Origin of the sequence: Psychrobacillus sp. L3 (assembly GCF_042945595.1) — a bacterium.
GTDB lineage: Bacteria > Bacillota > Bacilli > Bacillales_A > Planococcaceae > Psychrobacillus.
The window spans coordinates 661,313-684,100 of the sequence record NZ_CP168493.1 but is presented as its reverse complement, the minus strand read 5'-3'; the positions used below and the strand labels follow the sequence as shown (position 1 = coordinate 684,100).

General features: G+C 39.0%; 19 protein-coding genes. 1 reads left to right on the top strand and 18 read right to left on the bottom strand.

The window, feature by feature from the left end; translation table 11 throughout:
- Positions 1 to 15: 15 nt before the first annotated feature.
- The 10 genes from prmC to ACEPXD_RS03310 all read right to left on the bottom strand — a co-directional run bounded on the left by prmC (position 16) and on the right by ACEPXD_RS03310 (position 10,022).
- Positions 16 to 873 carry a peptide chain release factor N(5)-glutamine methyltransferase gene (prmC, locus tag ACEPXD_RS03355; RefSeq protein ID WP_391119941.1) on the bottom strand — a complete coding sequence of 286 codons (858 nt, stop codon included), beginning with the start codon at positions 871 to 873 and terminating at the stop codon, positions 16 to 18.
- Positions 866 to 1,945: a peptide chain release factor 1 gene (gene prfA / locus ACEPXD_RS03350; RefSeq protein ID WP_391119939.1), complete on the bottom strand. Its 1,080-nt coding sequence runs from the start codon at positions 1,943 to 1,945 to the stop codon at positions 866 to 868. The genes prmC and prfA overlap by 8 nt, the downstream gene beginning before the upstream one ends.
- 506 nt (positions 1,946 to 2,451) lie before the next feature.
- Complete coding sequence (locus ACEPXD_RS03345) at positions 2,452 to 3,024, bottom strand: thymidine kinase (protein ID WP_391119937.1); 573 nt, start codon at positions 3,022 to 3,024, stop codon at positions 2,452 to 2,454.
- Between the two features lie 156 nt (positions 3,025 to 3,180).
- Positions 3,181 to 3,396, bottom strand: coding sequence for a 50S ribosomal protein L31 (rpmE, locus tag ACEPXD_RS03340; protein WP_391122978.1), 216 nt, complete (start codon positions 3,394 to 3,396; stop codon positions 3,181 to 3,183).
- A 474-nt stretch (positions 3,397 to 3,870) separates the two neighbouring features.
- Positions 3,871 to 5,154, bottom strand: a complete 1,284-nt coding sequence (rho, locus tag ACEPXD_RS03335; protein ID WP_151698868.1) for a transcription termination factor Rho — start codon at positions 5,152 to 5,154, stop codon at positions 3,871 to 3,873.
- 340 nt (positions 5,155 to 5,494) lie between these two features.
- Positions 5,495 to 6,457 (bottom strand): class II fructose-bisphosphatase, encoded by a 963-nt coding sequence (gene glpX / locus ACEPXD_RS03330; protein ID WP_391119935.1) that lies wholly within the window; start codon positions 6,455 to 6,457, stop codon positions 5,495 to 5,497.
- Between the two features lie 168 nt (positions 6,458 to 6,625).
- The gene (locus tag ACEPXD_RS03325) at positions 6,626 to 7,903 is read right to left on the bottom strand and encodes a UDP-N-acetylglucosamine 1-carboxyvinyltransferase (protein WP_391119933.1); all 1,278 of its coding nucleotides are present in this window, start codon (positions 7,901 to 7,903) and stop codon (positions 6,626 to 6,628) included.
- A 19-nt stretch (positions 7,904 to 7,922) separates the two neighbouring features.
- Entirely contained in the window at positions 7,923 to 8,570 is a 648-nt protein-coding gene (gene fsa, locus ACEPXD_RS03320; RefSeq protein WP_391119931.1) for a fructose-6-phosphate aldolase, read from the bottom strand.
- Positions 8,571 to 8,661: 91 nt separating this feature from the next.
- Positions 8,662 to 9,519 (bottom strand): class II fructose-bisphosphate aldolase, encoded by an 858-nt coding sequence (locus ACEPXD_RS03315; protein ID WP_391119929.1) that lies wholly within the window; start codon positions 9,517 to 9,519, stop codon positions 8,662 to 8,664.
- A gap of 143 nt (positions 9,520 to 9,662) precedes the next feature.
- On the bottom strand, positions 9,663 to 10,022 hold the full coding sequence (locus tag ACEPXD_RS03310; RefSeq protein ID WP_391119927.1) for a response regulator: 360 nt from the start codon (positions 10,020 to 10,022) through the stop codon (positions 9,663 to 9,665).
- Positions 10,023 to 10,160: 138 nt separating this feature from the next.
- Between ACEPXD_RS03310 and ACEPXD_RS03305 the strand changes: the two genes are divergently transcribed.
- Entirely contained in the window at positions 10,161 to 10,676 is a 516-nt protein-coding gene (locus ACEPXD_RS03305; protein WP_391119925.1) for a DUF2529 family protein, read from the top strand.
- Between the two features lie 716 nt (positions 10,677 to 11,392).
- On the opposite strand, the gene ACEPXD_RS03300 is transcribed toward ACEPXD_RS03305, so the two are convergent.
- From ACEPXD_RS03300 to ACEPXD_RS03265, 8 genes are all read right to left on the bottom strand, one after another.
- A complete protein-coding gene (locus ACEPXD_RS03300; protein ID WP_391119923.1) occupies positions 11,393 to 12,988 on the bottom strand; it encodes a CTP synthase in 1,596 nt (531 codons plus the stop codon).
- A 150-nt stretch (positions 12,989 to 13,138) separates the two neighbouring features.
- Entirely contained in the window at positions 13,139 to 13,678 is a 540-nt protein-coding gene (gene rpoE, locus ACEPXD_RS03295; protein WP_391119921.1) for a DNA-directed RNA polymerase subunit delta, read from the bottom strand.
- Positions 13,679 to 14,107: 429 nt separating this feature from the next.
- On the bottom strand, positions 14,108 to 17,365 hold the full coding sequence (gene icmF / locus ACEPXD_RS03290; protein WP_391119919.1) for a fused isobutyryl-CoA mutase/GTPase IcmF: 3,258 nt from the start codon (positions 17,363 to 17,365) through the stop codon (positions 14,108 to 14,110).
- 27 nt (positions 17,366 to 17,392) lie between these two features.
- Positions 17,393 to 18,013 carry a TetR/AcrR family transcriptional regulator gene (locus ACEPXD_RS03285; RefSeq protein WP_391119917.1) on the bottom strand — a complete coding sequence of 207 codons (621 nt, stop codon included), beginning with the start codon at positions 18,011 to 18,013 and terminating at the stop codon, positions 17,393 to 17,395.
- 9 nt (positions 18,014 to 18,022) lie between these two features.
- On the bottom strand, positions 18,023 to 19,162 hold the full coding sequence (locus ACEPXD_RS03280) for an acyl-CoA dehydrogenase (RefSeq protein ID WP_391119915.1): 1,140 nt from the start codon (positions 19,160 to 19,162) through the stop codon (positions 18,023 to 18,025).
- Positions 19,163 to 19,290: 128 nt separating this feature from the next.
- On the bottom strand, positions 19,291 to 20,427 hold the full coding sequence (locus tag ACEPXD_RS03275; protein WP_391119913.1) for an acyl-CoA dehydrogenase: 1,137 nt from the start codon (positions 20,425 to 20,427) through the stop codon (positions 19,291 to 19,293).
- 159 nt (positions 20,428 to 20,586) lie between these two features.
- Entirely contained in the window at positions 20,587 to 21,438 is an 852-nt protein-coding gene (locus ACEPXD_RS03270; protein ID WP_391119911.1) for a 3-hydroxybutyryl-CoA dehydrogenase, read from the bottom strand.
- Complete coding sequence (locus ACEPXD_RS03265) at positions 21,435 to 22,643, bottom strand: acetyl-CoA C-acetyltransferase (protein WP_391119909.1); 1,209 nt, start codon at positions 22,641 to 22,643, stop codon at positions 21,435 to 21,437. The genes ACEPXD_RS03270 and ACEPXD_RS03265 overlap by 4 nt, the downstream gene beginning before the upstream one ends.
- Between the last annotated feature and the right edge of the window lie 145 nt (positions 22,644 to 22,788).

Genomic DNA, 22,788 nt, shown 5'->3' with positions numbered 1-22,788 from the left:
CAATAGATTCATAACTTATTCAGTAATTGTGCAAAAAACAAAACGATTTTTTTGATTCATATCTTTCACTATTTCTACACGGGCTGTTGGAAATGCCTTTTGAAGCATATTTTGTACAGCATTCCCTTGTTCATAGCCAATTTCAAATCCTATGAAACTAGGAACATTCATCATAGAAGGTAGCTGCTCCGCCATTTTTCTATATAGCTGTAGCCCCTCTTCCTCCGCAAACAATGCTAAATGTGGTTCATAATCGATTACCGTATCGGAAAGAGAATCTGCTTCGTGCTGACCAATGTAAGGAGGATTCGATAGGATAATATCCCATTTTTGATCGGCTATTGGCTCTAATAGATCCCCTAGTTTGAATTGAATTTCTGCATTTAATAACTGCGCATTTTTCATCGCCACTTCAAGTGCTTGCTGGGATATATCCGTTGCAGTAACTTTTGCAGTAGGTATTTCTTTTTTTATAGTGACAGCAATTGCTCCGCTTCCTGTACCAATATCTGCAATTTGCAGGGTTTTATTTGAATCGAAAAGAGGTTTTACACGTTTTTTTACTTCTTCTATTAATTCTTCTGTTTCTGGACGTGGAATTAAGACGTTTTCATTTACAAAGAAATCTCGACCATAAAAGGTTTCCTGACTAATAATATATTGAAACGGACGTCCAGTTGTATGTTCTTCAACATATGACCAAAACGTTTGAAGATCTTCTGCGGATAACTCCTCGTACATTGCTATCATCAACTGAGAATAGTTTTTCTTTAGCACATACTGCAACAAATAACGAGCAACTTCTTTTTCTCGATTGTTTTCTTCTAAAAAAGAAGAAGCCCGGTTTAGGGCCTCATAAATTGTTTTATACATTGGTATCATTCAATCTTTCTAGTTTGTCTGCTTGATCTTCTAATATTAATGCATCGACTACTTCATCAAGCTTTCCTTCTAAAATTTGGTCGAGTTTTTGAATCGTTAATCCAATACGGTGATCGGTTACACGATTTTGTGGATAGTTATATGTGCGAATTCGTTCGGAGCGGTCACCGGTACCTACTGCTGATTTTCGGACAGCATCATATTCCGCTTGTGCTTCTTGACGGAATTTGTCCGCAACACGTGCTCGAAGAATCTTCATGGCTTTTTCTTTGTTTTTAATTTGCGATTTTTCATCTTGCATCGAAACTGTAATTCCAGTTGGAAGATGCGTCAAACGAACAGCGGACATCGTTGTATTAACTGATTGTCCACCTGCACCAGATGATGCAAATGTATCGGTACGAATATCCTTTTCATGAATTTCCACTTCTACTTCCTCCGCTTCAGGAAGAACTGCTACTGTAGCCGTTGACGTATGAATACGTCCACCAGACTCTGTTTCCGGAACACGCTGTACACGGTGCGCACCATTTTCGTATTTCATTTTCGAATAGGCATTGTTCCCATTAATCATGAAAATAATTTCTTTGAAGCCACCAAGTCCCGTCGGAGATGAATCCATAATATCGACTTTCCAGTTTTGCGTTTCCGCGTAGCGGCTGTACATACGGAATAGATTGCCGGCAAATAATGCCGCTTCATCTCCTCCAGCTGCTCCGCGAATCTCCATAATAACGTTTTTATCGTCATTCGGATCCTTCGGTATTAATAAAAGCCTAAGTCGCTCTTCTAATGCCTCGATTTGAGCTACCAAATCATTTACTTCTTCCTTCACCATGTCCCGCATATCCGCATCAAGCTTTTCATCTAACATCAGCTTTGCATCTTTATATTGGCTTTTGACCTCTTTGTATTCACGGTACGCGTCCACTGTATCCTGCAAATCCGATTGCTCTTTTGAATATTGTCTCAGCTTATTTATATCATTGACCACATCGGGGTCACTAAGCAATTCATTTAATTTATCATAACGATCTTCTACCGATTGTAATCGATCAAACATCGAGCTCACCTCGTTCGTATAAGTCTATATCATTCCTATTATAAAGAAAAAATGTCTTCATCGCTACTTTTTCTATATTATTCTTTCCAAAGTAAGTTGATTGTTCACATATAATAGCAAAGTGAGATCAAATCAAGCATATTCGAGACTAAATACTAAATCTTATTTTACATATAGTGGCAGTGCGAGACCAAATCCCTCCTTAGCGAGATCAGTTTCGAATGTCCCGAGACCAAATCTCACAATAAAGAGTTCACTTTGTGTGAGATTGCCCATCTAGTCAATAAAGAAACTAAACTCCAACAGCAATCTTTGAATTATTATCCATAATAAGTTAGAAAACGGCAGTGCGAGACCAATTTAAGCATACCCGAGACTAATTTGCCTAGATCCGAAACCAAATCACCCCGTAGCAAGATCAGTTCCGAACGACCCGAGACCAAATTCACAAAGCGAATCAAAAAATCCTCCTTATTCATATAGAATAAAGTGGATTTTGTTTTGTGTTATAAAGGTGGATTGGCGTGGCATTTTCGGCATACCGGATAATAAGAATCGTTGCCACCAATATGGATTTGCTCGCCAGTGTATATAGGTTTACCGTTTTCATCTACCCGCAAATTCATAATAGCTTTTTTATGGCAGAACCAACAAATTGTTTTCATTTCCTCAATTTTATCAGCGTATATTAACATATAACGACTACCTTCAAATAGCTCATTTTGGAAATCATTTTTTAATCCAAATCCCATAACGGGAATAGCTAGTTTATCTACAATTTTTGTTAATTGTAAGACATGCTCTTTTTTCAAAAATTGCACTTCGTCAATTAAGACACAATATGGTTTTGGTGATTGATCTTTCACTAATTCATATAAATTGGTATCACCGTAGATCGCTGTAGCTTTTCTCTTTAATCCTATTCTACTTGAGATATACCCAATTTCATCTCTTGTATCAATACTAGGCGTGAAAATGACAACCGGTTTATCTTGTTCCTCGTAATTATGTGCTACTTTTAGAATTTCAATAGATTTGCCACTATTCATTGCTCCGTGCTTATAAAATAATTGCGCCATTCTAATTCTCCTTGCATTTCATTTTCTTCTAATATTTTTTCCATTCCCTCTATCTATTTATAACATAAGATGGATGACCAAGACATAAAAATCAAGTGTTTGAAACAAAAATAAAAATACCTACAAAACACAATGTGCTTTGTAGGTACTTGGTAATTATTCGTTAATTTCTTCTTTGATTCCGTATTTTTTGTTGAAGCGATCAACACGGCCATCCGCAGCTGCGAATTTTTGACGTCCAGTATAGAATGGGTGACATTCGCTACAGAACTCGACTTTGATGTCTGATTTTACAGAACCAGTTGTGAATGTGTTACCACATGAACATGATACTGTTGCTTCTTTGTAATCGGGATGAATTCCTGCTTTCATCTCTATCTCTCCTCTCGCCCTGAACCATCTGGAACAGAGTTGGTTATGATACTGATACCTTACACGATCCGATTGTTGGCCAATCGTATATGTAGCAGAAAATTGTAAACTTACATCATATATAATAGCATGTTTAAGTTTCAATCGCAAGCTAATTGTTTTATTACTAACGCGAACAATTTCATGATTCAAATTTAGAACATAAAACACGAACAATATTAATGTGAAATGTGAGAATATGTATCATATACTCTTCATAATAAATCAGCATGATTTCCGATATAGGCGGACGCTTTCCGCGGGGGCGCCGCATTCGCATCGTTTGTAATGGCTCACCTGTCTCACTTATCCCGCTTGAGTCGCCGTCTGTCGCTCTAATCAATAAATTAAGTGTTGTTCGTGTTTTAATAATTAAATGCTATTTATGAAATTAACTAACGCATCTATTAATAATCTATCCTTGCGTTTTTCTTTTTATAGAGTCACTTTCCCACTACGATGCGCTTTCATTTCTACTGCGAGTTGCTCGAAGAATGCTTCGTTTGTTTTTGACTGACGAAGCTTTTTCAAGAAACGTTCTCCAAAATCTCCTGAATCGGAGAAGGTTTTGCGAATTGCCCAAAGTTTGTCCAATTGATCTTTAGGAATAAGAAGTTCTTCTTTTCGTGTACCTGAGCGGCGGATATCGATCGCTGGGAAAATTCGACGTTCCGCAAGACTTCTGTCTAAATGAAGTTCCAGATTACCCGTTCCTTTGAACTCTTCGTAAATTACTTCGTCCATACGTGATCCTGTATCTACTAATGCAGTAGCAAGAATTGTTAAGCTACCGCCTTCTTCGATATTACGCGCCGCTCCAAAAAAACGTTTTGGTCGATGGAATGCTGCTGGATCAATACCACCTGATAACGTACGTCCACTTGGAGGTATTACTAAATTGTATGCGCGAGCAAGTCGTGTAATCGAATCCATTAAAATGATAACGTCGCGTTTATGTTCAACTAAACGCATCGCTCTTTCTAAAACAAGCTCCGCTACTTTCACATGATTTTCTGGTACTTCATCAAATGTAGAACTTACCACATCTGCTTTAACGGAACGCTCAATGTCTGTTACTTCTTCTGGGCGCTCGTCTATTAATAAAACGATTAGTTCTGCGTTTGGATGATTCGTTGTAATTGCATTGGCAATTTCTTTAATCAATAAAGTTTTACCAGCTTTTGGAGGAGCTACGATTAATCCGCGTTGCCCGTAACCAACCGGAGCTACTAAATCCATAATACGAGTCGATAGTTTATCTGGTTCTGTTTCAAGCTTGATATGACGGTCAGGATAAAGTGCTGTAAGCCCTGGAAAATGGACTCTTTCTTTCGCAATTTCTGGATCTTCGCCATTAACTAATTCAACATGTAAAAGGCCATAGTAACGTTCACTTTCTTTAGGAGGACGCACTTTTCCTGTTACTTTATCGCCGTTACGTAAATCAAATCTTCTAATTTGGGAAGCAGAAATATAGATATCTTCAGAACTTGGAGAATAGTTAATAGGTCGTAAGAAACCAAAGCCTTCTTGTTGGATAATTTCTAATACACCTTCCATGAAGAAAAATCCTTCTTGTTCTGCACGAGATTTTAAAATTGCAAAAATAAGTTCCTTTTTGGAAAGTTTGCTATACGTTGCAACTTTATACTTTCTTGCAAGGGCATAAAGCTCTTTTAACGTCATATTTTCTAGCTCATTAATAGTTGTTTGTGTCATTGGCAAAGCACCACTCTTTATTATATTTTGTTGTTTCGTATTTTTGGGAAATCAAATATACCTTGGCTTGTTTCATACTGCGATTACTTGTCGCATAAAATGCACCCAGATTTTGTATCTTGCTTACGTGATTAATTAGCTTACAAAATCTGCGGCATACGCCAGAGGCCTCATCCTTTTCAATGGAGTATCTATAGACCACTGAACTTTATGAATTATTGACACTCATCTAGTTTTTGTAGAAATGGGAGACTACAGTTGAAAAAGATTTAATAGGATTGAAGTTTATAAAGAGGATACCCGACCGACTAAGCCGGGTATACATTAGAGAAGTTTAGTTTTATAGAACTAAATTCGGTTTTTTCTTTAAGCTATGACGTCCTTCTACAAATCGGATTGTTCCTGACTTTGCACGCATAACGATAGAATGAGTAGAACCAAAAGCACCTTTAAACTGCACTCCACGAAGAAGTTCTCCGTCTGTTACGCCCGTAGCAGCAAAGATAGCGTCGTCACCTTTGACTAAGTCTTCCATACGTAAAATTTTATTTACATCTAGACCCATTTTGATACAACGTGCCAGCTCTGCTTCGTCTTGAGGAATAAGTTTCCCTTGAATTTCTCCGCCTAAGCATTTTAATCCAACTGCAGAGATAACCCCTTCAGGTGCCCCGCCCATTCCAAAAAGAATATCTACACCAGTATTATCGAATGCTGTATTAATAGCACCTGCTACATCGCCATCTGTGATTAACTTGATGCGTGCCCCAGCAGCTCTAATTTCATCGATAATTTTTTGGTGTCTCGGACGACCTAAAATGGTAGCTACTACATCTTCAATATCTTTATTTTTTGCACGGGCTACCGCTCTTAAGTTATCAATAACTGGAGCATTAATATCCACTTGACCTACTGCTTCAGGACCGACTGCTAATTTTTCCATATACATATCTGGAGCATGAAGTAAATTTCCGCGATCTGCAATTGCAAGAACTGCAAGTGCATTCCATCCACCTGAAGCTACGATATTCGTACCTTCTAAAGGATCCACTGCCACATCCACTTGAGGACCACCAATTCCATGTCCTAGCTTTTCTCCGATATATAACATCGGTGCTTCGTCCATTTCACCTTCCCCAATTACAACGACACCTTCCATTGGGATTGTGTCAAAAACTGTGCGCATAGCAGTAGTTGCTGCGTCGTCTGCTTCATTTTTTAATCCGCGTCCCATCCAACGAGCTGATGCGATAGCTGCGGCCTCTGTTACTCGGACTAATTCCATTGATAAACTACGTTCCATCTAATATGTGCCTCCCGTTTTACGGTTTACGGTTAATAAACCCGTCCTGTCTTTCTTCCTGTTACATTGTAGCATATTTTCTAAATAAGAAAAGCGCAAGGTATTTGGAGTTTAGACAGTTACTTTATCGAAAAGTTATGCTTTCTTATCTATAGTATAGGATGCAATTTATTCGTTGTTTACTTCTATTTCTTTTATTTCCACTCGTCTAATATCTGCACCAAGCCCTCGAAGCTTTTCAATAATCGAACTATAGCCACGTTCTATATGAAATATATCCTGAATCTCTGTTTCTCCATCGGCGATTAAACCCGCAAGCACTAGCGCTGCTCCTGCTCGTAAGTCACTTGCCCGAACAGTTGCAGCTTCAAGATTGACCGGTCCAGTAATGACAGCGGTTCTACCATCTACTCTTCCATTTGCACTCATACGACGAAGTTCATCAATTTGTTTAAATCTAGCCGAATAAATGGAGTCCGTAATAACAGATGTACCTGTGGCCTGTGTCATTAATACTGAGAACGGTTGCTGCAAATCAGTCGGAAATCCTGGGTACACAAGCGTTTTAACATCTACCGCTTGTAAATTTTTAGGCTTTGGTATGAAAATCTTTTCTTCATATTCTTCCACTTTAACACCCATTTCTCGGAGCTTAGCTGTTAATGCTTCCACATGAAAAGGGATGACATTATCAATAGTGACGCCGTCTCCAGCAACTGCTGCCATAATCATGAACGTACCTGCTTCAATACGATCTGGAATAATTGTATGCTTCGTACCATGCAATTCTTTCACACCATCAATTCGAATGACATTCGTTCCAGCACCTTTAATGTTTGCACCCATATTGGATAAAAGAGTTGCAACATCAATGATTTCTGGTTCTTTGGCTGCATTTTCAATGATCGTTCTGCCTTTTGCAAGTACAGCGGCAAGCATTATATTAATCGTAGCTCCCACACTTACAACGTCCAAATAGATCTTTGAACCTATTAATTCATCCGCACGCAGATAAATTGCCCCGTGCTCATTGGTTACAGTAGCTCCTAAAGCTTCAAAACCTTTAATATGTTGATCAATTGGGCGAGGACCTAAATGACATCCTCCTGGTAATCCGATGGCAGCTTTTTTAAATTTCCCAAGAAGCGCACCCATTAAATAATAAGAAGCTCGTAGTTTCTTTATATTACCGTTTGGGAGTGGCATATCTACTATATTCGTCGGATCGATTGTCATCGTCCCGTCTTCGAATGTAATTTTAGCCCCTACTTCTTCTAAAATTTCTTTTAATGTCCATACGTCTAAAATTTCCGGTAAACCTTCTATAGTCACAGGGGAGTTCGCAAGTAAGGAAGCTGGAATAAGTGCTACTGCACTATTTTTCGCTCCGCTTACTTTAATCGTTCCATGTAGCCGATTTGCACCTTTTATTTTATAAACTTCCATACGCTTCTCCTTCGTCTGGTTACTCGCTTTTACGATTGTTCCAATCCGCTAGAAATCCTTCAATTCCTTTGTCTGTCAATGGATGATGGAATAATTGTTTTAATACTTTAAATGGAGTTGTAGAAATATGTGCACCATTTAACGCAGCATCTGTAATATGTTGTGGATGTCTAATCGAAGCTGCAATAATCTCTGTATCGATGTTGTGCATCTCAAAAATTTGAGCAATCTTCGCAATTAATTCCATTCCGTCGTGTCCTATGTCGTCTAGACGACCTAGAAATGGAGATACATATGTTGCCCCAGCTCTGGCTGCTAATAAAGCTTGGTTTGCAGAAAAAATAAGTGTTACATTTGTTTTAATTCCTTCTGAACGAAATACAGAACATGCTTTTAGTCCTTCAGGTGTCATTGGTAGCTTGACCGTAATATTGGGAGCAATTGCAGCAAGTTCTCTACCTTCTTTAATCATACCTTCCGCATCTAACGCAATCACTTCTGCACTAACAGAACCGTCTATTAATGCCGTAATTTCACGAAGACGATCATGGAAAGAAATATTTTCTTTTGCGACTAATGATGGATTCGTTGTTACGCCGGATAAAATACCCCATGCGTGTGCTTCCTTAATTTCATCGAAATTGGCTGTATCTATAAAAAATTTCATATTAATAATATCCTCCTATTGATGGAAAAATAGGAGAAGCTTCTGATTTATAACAGAACACTTCTCCTTCTTTCTATATTACCCGACTGAATTATGCTTTGTTTGAGCTTCCAAATTCGCGCATTTTTCTGATAACCGTTGTTTTAATCGCTTCGCGTGCTGGTATTAAATATTTACGTGGGTCATATTGACTTGAATTTTCATTTAGATAGTTTCGAATTGCGTTTGTTGCAGCAATTTGGTTTTCTGTATTTACATTGATTTTAGCAGTTCCTAAAGAAATGGAGCGTTCAATATCATGCGTTGGAATTCCTGTACCACCATGTAATACTAAAGGAAGATCTGCTAATTTAGAGATTTCTTCCATTTCCTTAAATCCTAAGTTAGGTTCCCCTTTATAAGGACCGTGAACAGATCCTAGTGCAGGTGCTAAGCAATCAATGGACGTACGTTTTACTAGCTCCGCACATTCTGAAGGATTTGCATAAATAACGCCATCCGCCACTACATCGTCTTCTTGTCCGCCTACCGTTCCAAGTTCTGCTTCTACCGATATATTACGCGCATGTGCATATTCCACAACATTAGAAGTAATTTCTACGTTCTCTTCAAATGAATGATGAGATGCATCGATCATAACAGATGTGAACCCAGCATCAATCGCTTCTTTACATTTTTCAAAACTAGAGCCATGATCTAAATGTATTGCCACTGGAACGGACGTTTTATAATCTTCCATCAGTCCTTTTACCATATGTACAACTGTTGTAAATCCGCCCATATATTTTGCAGCACCTTCCGAGACACCTAAAATAACAGGTGATTTCTCTTCTTCTGCCGCTTGTAAAATAGCTTGTGTAAATTCAAGATTATTAATATTGAACTGCCCTACAGCATATCCTTCTTTTTTACCTTTTATAAGCATTTCTTTCATTGATACTAAAGCCATTCAAATGGACCTCCTCTTTTTGCTTTTATGAACATTTATTTACTTTTTATATCTTGTCGCCTAGCAACAGCTAATCGGCATCTTCCACTTTTCTTTTTCATCATAACAAAAACAGGCGATGTTTTCCACTGCCTGCTTGTGGACTACTTTTTCAATAGATCATTTATTGCATCTCGAACTTCAAAAATATCAAAAGGTTTTGTAAAGTAAAGTGACGCACCTAAATCCATTGACTCTTGGATCATGTTTAACTCCCCATACGCCGTCATCATCATAACAGGTAAACTTGGATACTTTTCTTTTAAGTATGTTAGAATTTTTATCCCGTCCATTCCAGGAATTTTCATATCCAACAAAACACCATCAATAGCTTGCTTTTCAGCTATATCCAATGCCTCCAGTCCATTTGAAGCGAGACTCACTTCATATCCATCTTGTGAAAAAACTTCTTTTAAGAGCATTCGTATTCCTAGTTGATCATCAACAATTAAAATGTGTTTCATGATGTACAAACCCCTTTTATCAAATTTCCCCTTCTATACTATTCGCCACTAATATTTATTTCCCTTCTCAATACTCTAAATAATTCCTATTTTACGTATATCTTCTCCTACTTTATAATAATAAAGAGGTGAAATTTCATGAAAATGTTAACAACACAGCTCTCTGGGCTTCTTCAAAGAATTGCTTCTTCCCAAGAAGAAAATATAGAAGAAACTGCTAGACTTCTTGCGCAAGCCGCTGCACGCGAAGGTTCCATCTATTTTGCCGCTTTCGACGAAATGGAAAGCATCACAATTAATGCAAAATATGCAGTAGAAACTTTTCCAAATATACAAGTATGGACAACAGATACAGTACTTACAAGTACGGACCGTGTTTGGATTATTACAAGATCTTGTGAGAATAAAGAAGCGCTCAGGCTCGCTCGAAAATTAAGTGATGACTTTATTCCATTTAGCGTTACTGCCGCGGAGCCAGCAGACGACGCAAACCAACTGGCAAACTTAGCATATACATATATTTCGTTGAAGCTATCTAAAGGCTTGCTTCCAACTGAAGATGGCAGTCGCATCGTATTGCCCTATGCTTTAAGTGCAATGTTTGTTTATGAAGCAGTCAAAATGAAGCTCGACGAAATACTAATTGGTGAATAATCATAGGAATTGCCCCGAGAAGTTTGTAATTTCTTGGGGTGTTTTTTGTTTGGTCTCGGATACCTGTTATCTGGTCTCTGGTATGAATGATTTGGTCTCGGGTAAGCCATAATTGGTCTAGGGTCTGACCGATTTGGTCGTGGGTGTGACACAATTGGTCGCACTCTGCTATTTCCTTACTGATTATAGATAATAATTCAAGTCTATTCTCTGAGTTTGAAACGTTTTATTAATTTATTCGACTATCTCACACGGAGTAAACTCGTTATTATGAGAAATGGTCTCGGATTTAATCAATTTGGTCTCTGGTGTGACATATTTGGTCTCGGGTTGGCCCGATTTGGTCGCAGGTACGGGACAATTGGTCGCGCTCTGCTAATTTCTAACTTGTTATGGATAATAATTCAAGTCTCTTCGCTGAGTTTGAAACGTTTTATTAACTTATTCGACAGTCTCGCACGGAGTAAACTCGTTATTATGAGAATTGGTCTCGGGTGTGACATATTTGGTCGCGGGTATGGCACAATTGGTAGAGCTCTGCTAATTTCTAACTTGTTATGGATAATAATTCAAGCCTCTTTCCTGAGCTTGAAACGTTTTATTAACTTATTCGACTATCTCACATTGAGTAAACTCGTTATTTTGAGATTTGCTTTCTTTTCGCCATTTGCTCCCATAAGAAAAGCAGTTCGACTTGGCGAACTGCTTTTCACTGTTTATTTTTCTACGGCTGCTTTGATGAATTCACGGAATAATGGTTGTGGACGTTGTGGACGTGACACAAATTCCGGGTGGAACTGAGAAGCTACGAAGAATGGGTGATCTGGTAGCTCGATGATTTCGATTAGACGACCATCTGGGCTTGTACCAGAGAACACAAAACCTGCTGCTTCGAATTGTTCACGGTATTCATTGTTGAATTCGTAACGGTGACGGTGACGTTCGTATACAAGCTCTTCTCCGTATGCTTGGTGCGCTTTTGAACCAGGGGTAAGTTTACATGGATATAATCCAAGACGAAGTGTTCCACCTAGGTCTTCAATGTCTTTTTGTTCTGGCAATAAATCAATAATTGAATGTGCCGTTGTTGGATCTAATTCTGTCGAATGGGCACCTTGTAGTTCTAAAATGGAACGTGCAAATTCAACTGTTGCAAGCTGCATTCCTAGACAAATACCTAAGAAAGGCACATTGTTTTCACGTGCAAATTTTGTAGCTGCAATTTTACCTTCTACGCCGCGGTCTCCAAATCCACCAGGAACAAGGATTCCATCCACATCTGAAAGAATTTCTGCAACATTTTCATCACTTACTTCTTCTGCATTCACCCATTTTACTTCAATGTCCGCATCAAATTTGTAGCCAGCATGTTTCATCGCTTCTACTACAGAAATGTATGCATCTTGCAGCTCTACGTATTTACCAACTAAACCAATACGAACTGTTTTCGATAATGATTTCACTTGATCCACAAGTGCTTGCCAATCCGTCATATCCGCTTCTTTTGTATCCAGTTCGAAATGATCCACAACAATTTGGTCTAAATGTTGTGCTTGAAGCATTAATGGAATTTCATATAGTGAATCTGCATCGATACATTCGATTACTTCTTCCGGTTTAATATCACAGAAAAGAGCAATTTTATCTTTCATATCTTGAGGAATTGGCATTTCTGAACGGCAGACAATGACATTTGGTTGAATACCTAGACTGCGTAACTCTTTCACACTATGTTGGGTTGGTTTAGTTTTCATTTCACCTGCCGCTTTAATAAATGGAACTAATGTACAATGCACATACATCACATTATTGCGACCAACGTCACGTTTCATTTGACGAATTGTTTCTAGGAATGGAAGTGATTCGATGTCCCCAACTGTTCCGCCGATTTCCGTTATCACGATATCTGCATGTGTTTCTTTTGCAGCTAAAAATAAGCGCTCTTTAATTTCGTTTGTAATATGTGGAATTACTTGCACTGTTCCACCATTATAATCGCCACGACGTTCTTTTCTTAAAACAGATGAGTATACTTTCCCGGTTGTGATATTCGAGTATTTATTTAAATTAATGTCAATAAAACGCTCGTAATGTCCTAAATCTAAATCTGTTTCTGCACCATCATCTGTCACAAAAACTTCTCCGTGTTGATATGGACTCATCGTTCCAGGGTCTAAATTAATGTATGGATCAAATTTTTGAATCGTTACATTCAGCCCTCTGTTTTTCAATAAACGGCCTAGCGACGCCGCTGTTATACCTTTTCCTAATGAAGAAACTACTCCACCAGTTACAAAAATAAATTTTGTCATTATTTGTTCCTCCTATGTGTATTATCCTTATTGCAACAACAAAAAGCGCCCCTCCTGCTTTTTGGCAGGGGAGCGCATATGCACATGAGTAATGTCTCTTTAAAAAGAGCCCAATTGAATCTTATAGCGGATAGTAGTAGAAGTCAAGAATTATTCCTCGTCTTCTAAATCTTCGTCGTCCAACTCTTCATCTTCAATGATTTCAAATTCATCTTCGTCTTCATCGATTAAATCCTCTTCAATTACTTCATCGATTCCTGCTACGAAATCAATTACTACTTCATCTTCTTCTTCATCTTCATCTTCGGCAAACTCATCGAATTCTTCTTCAAAGACAATTTCATCTTCGTCCATTTCATCTAAGTCGTCGTCTTCCGATACTTTTGCTTTCTTTTTACGAACTTTTACAGTAGGGGCAGTTTCTTCTTCTATTTGTTCTACAGGGTACCATTCTCTAAGACCCCATTGATTTTCAGCAGTAGCTAAAAAACGACCATCGATGTTCATATCTGTATAGAATTGAGGCTTGCGGTCCGCCATTTCTTGATCTGTAAAACCATTTAGTTTTTGAATTTCATCAAATAGTTCAGTAAGTGTTAAAGAGTTTTTCTTATCTTCTAATATAGCAAAGCCTATATCTATTAATGATTCTTCTGTTAATTGTGCTGTTGTCATTTCACGAAATTTCAAATCGTGCACGTCCTTTCAATGTCCGTTTGCATACTTCCCATTATATACAAACAAGTATGTTATATGCTACATTCATTTATTTTTTTTGAAAAATGAATTTTTCGAAGTTGCTAATAAAAAGAAATAAAATGAAAGTAATAGTAAAGGAATGGATCCCAGTTGTTTATTATATAGGAAAACAGTAAGTAGTAGGAGTATGATAATGACCATTATGTGAATTACTATTTTCATGTCATTTCTCCTTTACTACTCAATCAAATTAACCTTGGCGTATTTGTGTCCAAATTTTTCATCGATCTTACTCGATGAATTCCTTTACAAAATTTGTGACATCTACCGGAGGCTCTAACTTCTGCTGAATAAGGTTAGTTTCATTATACAAAAAAAAAAGAAAAAGTGCCCCGATAAACATCGGAACACTATTTTTTTTTACATATTACGTCTGTACTGGCCACCAACCTCGTAAAGTGCGTTCGTAATTTGTCCAAGACTTGCTTTTTGAACCGTTGTCATTAGCTCTTCGAAAATATTTCCACCAGTTACAGCTACTTGTTTTAGATCAGCGAGTGCTTCCTCTGCTTCGGTTGCATGTTTTTGTTGGAAGTTTTGGAGATTTGTAATTTGTGTTTCTTTTTCTTCTTTCGTTGCACGAGCAAGTTCCATGTTATCAATATCCTCAGCAGAAGCAGGATTTGGATTTAAGTATGTGTTTACACCGATAATTGGTAGTTCGCCAGTGTGTTTTTTCATTTCATAGTACATGGATTCTTCTTGAATTTTTCCGCGTTGGTATTGTGTTTCCATTGCACCAAGCACTCCACCGCGGTCATTTATTCGATCAAATTCAGAAAGAACTGCCTCTTCGACAAGGTCCGTCATTTCTTCGATAATAAATGCTCCCTGTAATGGATTTTCATTTTTCGATAATCCATGTTCTTTTGTAATGATCATTTGAATGGCCATTGCGCGACGAACAGATTCCTCAGTCGGTGTTGTAATGGCTTCGTCGTATGCATTCGTGTGAAGCGAATTACAGTTGTCTTGCAATGCCATCAACGCTTGAAGTGTTGTGCGTATATCATTAAAATCGATTTCTTGCGCGTGAAGACTTCTACCTGATGTTTGAACATGGTATTTCAGTTTTTGACTTCGATCATTCGCACCGTATTTGTCGCGCATGACGACAGCCCAAATGCGACGAGCAACGCGGCCAATTACTGTGTACTCCGGATCCAAACCATTTGAGAAGAAGAACGATAAATTTGGTGCAAAATCATCGATATTCATACCGCGACTCAAGTAGTACTCCACGTATGTGAAACCATTTGAAAGAGTAAACGCTAGCTGGGATATTGGATTAGCTCCCGCTTCCGCAATATGATAACCAGAAATCGATACGGAATAATAATTTCGAACTTTTTGGTCAATAAAATATTGTTGAATGTCCCCCATCATACGTAAAGCAAATTCTGTCGAGAAAATACACGTATTTTGACCTTGATCTTCTTTTAAAATATCCGCTTGAACCGTACCACGAACAATTTGCAATGTTGCATTTTTCACATTTGTAAATTCTTCTATAGTCAAGGTGCGGCCAAGTTTCTCTTCTTGAATACGCACTTGCTGATCAATTGCAGTATTCATGAACATCGCTAAAATTATTGGCGCAGGCCCATTAATCGTCATCGATACAGATGTAGATGGCGCACATAAATCAAAGCCATCATATAGCTTTTTCATATCTTCCAACGTACAAATGCTTACGCCAGATTCGCCGACTTTTCCGTAAATATCTGGACGATGATCCGGGTCTTCTCCGTAAAGTGTTACGGAGTCAAACGCAGTAGAGAGACGTTTTGCATCATCGTCTTTGGATAAATAATGGAAACGTCGATTGGTACGTTCCGGTGTACCCTCTCCAGCAAACTGACGCTTTGGATCTTCCCCTTCGCGTTTGAATGGGAAAACTCCGGCTGTATAAGGGAATGAACCAGGTACATTTTCTTTATACACCCATCTTAATATTTCACCATAATCGACGAATTTAGGAAGAACAACTTTTGGAATTTTTAACCCTGCCAAGCTTTCTGTACGAAGGATTGTGCGAATTTCTTTATCACGAACCTTCGTGACAAATTCATCCCCAGCATACGCTTCTTTTAAAGCTTCCCAGTTTTCCAATATCCGCTTTGATTCCGCTGTTAATTCATCCCGAATTCCATTTGCTAATGATTCCAGGGATTGTACTAAAGCATCATCCGCAGCTTTTTCTTTCACTGTCTCCATTGCACCTTCTAATTGGAACAATCTTCTCGCGAAAGCCACTTGTTCTTCCGACTTTTTATGGTATCCACGAACTGTATCTGTAATTTCACGCAAGTAATAGCGGCGATCATTTGGAATGATGACGTTTTGCTTTTGTGTTTTTACAAATTGTTCGTAAGAAGTTTCCCAGTCAGAACCGGTCTTTTCATTCAACACAGCAACTAAAGCTGCAAATAAAGAATTGGTGCCTTTATCATTAAATTGGCTAGCAATCGTTCCGTAAACGGGCATCGTATCTAAATCGTCATGCCATAGCTCGCGACTGCGTTGATATTGCTTTTGCACTTGTCGAAGTGCGTCCTCTGAGCCTTTACGTTCGAATTTATTGATGACAATTAAATCTGCATAGTCAATCATATCTATTTTTTCTAATTGAGATGGTGCGCCGAACTCGCTTGTCATTACATACATCGAAACGTCCGATACGTTTGTAATTTCTGCGTCCCCTTGCCCGATACCACTTGTTTCTATAATGATTAAATCGAAGCCCGCTACTTTTACAACATCTAGAACGTCGGCTATTGCACCCGATAATTCCGTGCGAGATCCACGTGTTGCTAAGCTACGCATAAATACTCGCTTGTTGAAGATTGCATTCATACGAATTCGGTCACCAAGTAAAGCTCCACCAGTTTTTTGTTTCGTCGGATCAATCGATAGTACGGCTATTTTTTTGTTAGGTAATTCATGTAGGAAACGACGAATTAATTCGTCTGTTAAGGAACTTTTCCCCGCTCCTCCAGTACCTGTAATACCAAGTACAGGTGTACCTTTTGATAGTGTCCTCGCCTGTTCAATCATTACTTTCACTTCCGCATCCTGCGTTTGATGCGCTTCTTCAGCAATGGTGATTAAATGGGCAAGTACTTCTGGGACTTCCGTCGAAACGGTTGTAATTTCATCTTTCGCTCCGGAAGCTTTTGTTGGCACATCACATTCTACTAACATGCGATTGATCATACCTTGAAGACCCAGTTTGCGACCGTCTTCAGGTGAGAAGATGCCTGAGATCCCGTATTCTTGTAGTTCTTTTATTTCTTTCGGGATAATTACTCCGCCACCACCGCCATATATACGAATATGAGGTGCGCCGCGTTCTACGAGTAAGTCCTTCATATATTTAAAATACTCAACATGCCCTCCTTGATAGGAAGAAATTGCGATCCCTTGTACATCTTCTTGAATAGCAGCATTCACGACTTCTTCTACAGAACGGTTATGACCTAAGTGAATTACTTCTGCTCCACTTGCTTGTAAAATACGACGCATAATATTAATCGATGCATCATGTCCGTCAAATAGACTGGATGCAGTGACAAAACGAACATGATTTTTTGGACGATATACTTCTACAGTTGACATGTTGTTCCCCCTTTTTTGAATAAAAACTTACTTGCCCATCCCATTTAAGACAAATTCTATTTGTAGTTCTGTAAATTGTTCCAGTGTATATTCCTTGCGCAAAGCCCATCTTCTAAATGCCCACATTTGTCCTTGAACGACAAGTGTATGCGCGTAGAGGTTCAATTGCGCTTCTGTTAACTCAAGTTCCCCATTTTGTATACAGTCAACCAGAATTTTCCGGAAAATATTAATCATCTCTAGCTCTTTGTTCAAAACATATTCTAGGGCACCTTTTGGTAGAGATTTGGATTCTTGATACATCACAACGAATTCATCCTGCATATCGTCAATAACCCGATAATAATGGCGGATTGCCGTTTTCAAGTCTTCAATCGTACCGTTTTGTGCCGTAATTTGAGATAGTTTGTCATGTACTTCATTGTAAATACTATCGCAAACTAAATAGAGTACATCTTCCTTTGTACGAATATATTCATAAAGTGTTCCAATACTAAAGCCTGCTTCTTTTGCGATTTCTCTCGTCGTCGCCCGGTGGAAGCCCTTTTCTTTGAATAAGGTGACAGCTGCACGAATCATTTGGTGACGCCTTTTTTCGATAAGATTTTCATCTTTGACAGATGTCTTCACTTCATGCTTTTTTTCCATCGGCATCTACTACTTTGTTAGCATACGAGAAATAACGAGACGTTGAATTTCTTGTGTACCCTCGTATATTTGTGTGATTTTTGCATCCCGCATAAAGCGTTCAACCGGGTAATCTTTTGTATATCCGTATCCTCCGAAAACTTGAACTGCTTCTGTCGTTACTTTCATCGCTGTATCCCCAGCCATCAATTTCGCCATTGCGGATTCTTTTCCATAAGGAAGACCATTGGATTCCAACCATGCAGCCTGATACGTAAGTAAACGTGAAGCTTCAGTCGAAGTTGCCATATCAGCTAGTTTGAAAGATATCCCTTGGTTCGCAACGATTGGTTTGCCGAATTGCACGCGTTCTTTTGCATATCCAACTGCTGCGTCTAATGCACCTTGTGCGATACCAACTGCTTGAGCAGCAATACCGTTACGTCCACCATCTAATGTTTTCATCGCGATAATGAAACCATCTCCTTCTTCCCCAAGAAGATTTTCTTTTGGTATACGGCAATTATCAAAAATAATTTCAGTCGTTGGCGAAGAACGGATTCCTAATTTCTTTTCTTTTTTGCCAACAGAGAATCCAGGGAAATCCGCTTCTATGATAAATGCGCTTGTACCTTTATGTTTGGATTCCGGATCTGTAACTGCAAATACTACATAGATGTCTGCAATTCCACCATTTGTAATGAAAATTTTAGAACCATTTAGTACATAATGATCGCCATCTAATTTAGCAGTTGTTTTCATGCCACCAGCGTCAGAACCTGAACCCGCTTCTGTTAAACCGTATCCACCGATTTTAGTTCCCTCTGCCATTGGGCGAAGATATTTTTGTTTTTGCTCTTCGTTGCCGTATTTGAAAATCGGCCATCCAGCAAGTGATGTGTGCGCCGAAAGTGTTACACCTGTGGAAGCACAAACGCGGGACAACTCTTCTACTGCGATGCAGTATGCAAGATAATCAGAACCGATTCCGCCGTATTCTTCTGGCCAAGGAATACCTGTTAAGCCTAGTTCCGCCATTTTGTCGAAAATTTCGCGATCAAAGCGTTCTTCTTCGTCACGCTCTGCAGCTGTTGGACCTACTTCGTTTTCTGCAAAGTCACGTACCATTTTACGAATCATTTCATGCTCTTCTGATAGTTGGAAATTCAATGTTATCCCGCCTTTTTAGTATTTTAGTTTGGTTGCTCTCATATAATTTCATATGGCTCTCGCTACGGTAGTCATTGCTCTAGTATTGAAGCAAGTTGCGCTAGTTAAGCCATTTTTTAGGAAGTCGTTTAATTCGTTAAATGCTTGCTAATTACGATTTTTTGGATTTCACTTGTTCCTTCGTAAATTTCGGTAATTTTTGCGTCACGGAAATAGCGTTCTACTGGATAATCTTCCGTATAGCCGTAACCGCCGAATACTTGGACTGCTTCAATTGCTACGTCCACCGCTGTTTTCGAAGCAAATAATTTTGCCATCGATGCTTCTTTTCCACAAGGAAGTCCTTGTTGACGTAAGCTCGCTGCACGATATACAAGAAGTCTAGCCGCTTCAACCGCTGTGCCCATATCGGCAAGCTTAAAGCCTACTCCTTGGTTTGCAGCAATTGGCTTCCCAAATTGCACACGCTCTTTTGCGTATCCTACCGCTGCTTCAAACGCAGCTTCTGCAATTCCGAGTGCCTGCGTAGCGATTCCAATACGACCAGTATTTAAGTTTGCCATCGCAATTTTAAATCCTTCGCCTTCTTCACCAAGTCTATTTGCAACAGGAATTTTCATATCTTCGAAGGTAATTTGTACAGTTCTTGAACCGTGCAAGCCCATTTTCTTTTCATCTTTTCCGACAATAAAACCTGGTGTATCCTTCTCCACGATGAACGCTGAAATCCCTCTTGATCCTTGGGATGAGTCTGTTGAAGCAAACACGATGTTCACATCTGCTTCGCCACCATTTGTAATAAATACTTTGGACCCGTTTAATACGTAATGGTCGTCTTTCTTAACTGCTTTCGTTTTCAATGCGCCTGCATCAGATCCTGCAGATGGCTCTGTTAAACAAAATGCACCTAAGTATTCACCAGTTGCAAGCTTCGGTAGGTATTTACTTTTTTGCTCTTCATTGCCGAAGTAAAGGATTGGGTTTGTACCAACTGATGTATGAACGGAAAGAATTACACCAACAACCGCACTTACTTTTGACAGCTCGTTAATCGCGATTACGTAGCTTGTAAAATCCATTTCCGCACCGCCATATTGTTCTGGTACAGTTATTCCCATTAACCCAAGTTCACCCATTTTTTTGATGATTTCACGAGGGAACTCCCCTTGTTCCATTCGTTCAATATAAGGTTCTATTTCTGTTTTCGCAAAATCTCTCACCATATTGCGCATCATTAATTGTTCTTCTGTGAATTTCAATTCCATCTTAAAAGCCCCTTTATATCCCGTGTTAACGAGCAGTAAGACTCCCACTTCTAGTTTTATTTTTACGGGAAGAATAAGTGGGAGTCCAACAGTCCGTAAAAACCCGATTGGTTCAACTAACAATCAGTGGGATAAAACCCCTTTGATTGAAGTTTCACTTTATTCGTAGCTGTAGAAGCCTCGACCTGATTTCTTGCCTAACCAACCTGCTTTAACATATTTTCTAAGCAGTGGGCAAGGACGATATTTACTGTCCCCAAAACCTTCATGTAAAATTTCCATAATATACAAACATGTATCTAAACCAATAAAATCTGCTAATTGAAGTGGTCCCATGGGGTGATTCATACCCATTTTCATCACATCGTCGATTGCTTCTTTTGATGCGACACCTTCATAGAGCGTGTAAATTGCTTCGTTTATCATTGGCATTAAAATACGATTAGAAACAAAACCTGGGAAGTCATTTACTTCCACTGGTGTTTTACTTAATTTAATCGTCATTTCTTCAATTGCTGTATAAACCTCGTCGGAAGTTGCTAATCCGCGGATAATTTCTACTAGTTTCATCACTGGCACTGGATTCATAAAATGCATACCGATTACTTGCTCGGGACGATTCGTTGCCGCTGCTATTTCCGTGATTGGTAAAGAGGAAGTATTCGTTGCCAAAATTGTATGTTTTGGTGTTATTTTATCCAGTTGCTTGAAAATCGATTGTTTGATTTCCATATTTTCTACTGCTGCTTCGATGACTAAGTCGACATCATTTGCGTCTTCGATGGAAAGTGATTTTGTAATATTGCTAAGAACTGCTTGTTTTTCGTCTTCTGTCATACGACCTTTTTCAACGTTACGTGACAAATTTTTCGTAATTGTTTGAATGCCGCGATCGTAAAATTGTTGTTCGCGGTCATTTAATTTCACTTCAAATCCAGCTTGTGCGCAAACTTGGGCAATTCCAGATCCCATTTGACCTGCTCCGATTACCATTACTTTTTGAATTGTCATGCGTTGCTTCCCCCTGTTTTTGGAACTTCGATCATAATAGCGTCTCCTTGCCCGCCACCCGAACAAATTGCAGCTACTCCAATACCACCACCACGGCGTTTCAATTCGTACGCAAGTGTTAATATAATGCGAGCTCCAGATGCTCCAATTGGATGACCAAGCGCTACTGCACCGCCGTTTACATTTACTTTTGCTTCGTCTAGACCAGCGATTTGGCTACTTACTAATGCAACAGCAGCAAATGCTTCATTTATTTCAAATAAATCTATTTTATCTAGTGATTTCCCAGTTTTATCAAGTAATTTATTGATTACTATACCTGGTGTTTGCGGGAAGTTTTCCGGTTCAATTGCTATTTCAGCGTGACCTAGCACGTATGCAAGTGGCTCTTTTCCAAGCTCTTTCGCTTTTTCTTCACTTGTTAAAACGATAGCGCATGCACCGTCATTTATTCCTGGTGCGTTCCCTGCAGTAATCGTTCCCTCGCTACCAAATGCTGGTTTTAATTTCGCAAGTGATTCGATGGATGTATCCCGGCGAGGTGCTTCGTCTTCATTTACGACAATTGGGTCGCCTTTTCGTTGCGGAATTTCAACAGAAATAATTTCTTCTGCAAAAATGCCTTTGTCTATAGCCTTTAATGCAAGGTAGTGGCTTCTAAAAGACCATTCATCTTGTTTCTCGCGAGAAAGTTCAAATGATTCTGCCGTAGTGTTTCCGTAAGTCCCCATATGCACATGCTTTGGATGAAATGAACAAGAAAGTCCGTCATAGACCATGCCATCCACCATTTGCGCATCTCCCATACGAAGTCCAAATCTGCCTTTTGGTAAATAATATGGAGCATTCGACATTGATTCCATTCCACCCGCAACAATAATTTCTTCATCCCCAAGGCGAATTAATTGATCTGCTAAAGTGACACTACGCATTCCAGATGCACACACTTTGTTAATCGTTTCGGTTTTGACTGACCATGGAATTCCTGCTTTTGTTGCCGCTTGTCTAGAAGGAATTTGCCCTTGCCCTGCTTGTAAAACAGTCCCCATAATGACTTCATCTACTTCATCAGCTGGTACTCCGGCACGAGACAAGGCTTCTTTAATAGCAACTCCACCAAGATCTGAAGCCGTTAAATTGCTAAGTGCCCCTCCGAATTTCCCAAAAGCTGTACGTGCGCCATCCAAAATAACTGTCTTTGTCATACTAGCCACCCCTTTGTCTGATATGAATACGCTTTCAATGTTTATAAAATAAAAAACGTCACTGACTGAACGCTCGCTCGGTTTCATTTGTTAGAAAAAAGGGAGCACTTACACTCCCTTTACTATTAACTCTAGTTTACGAAAC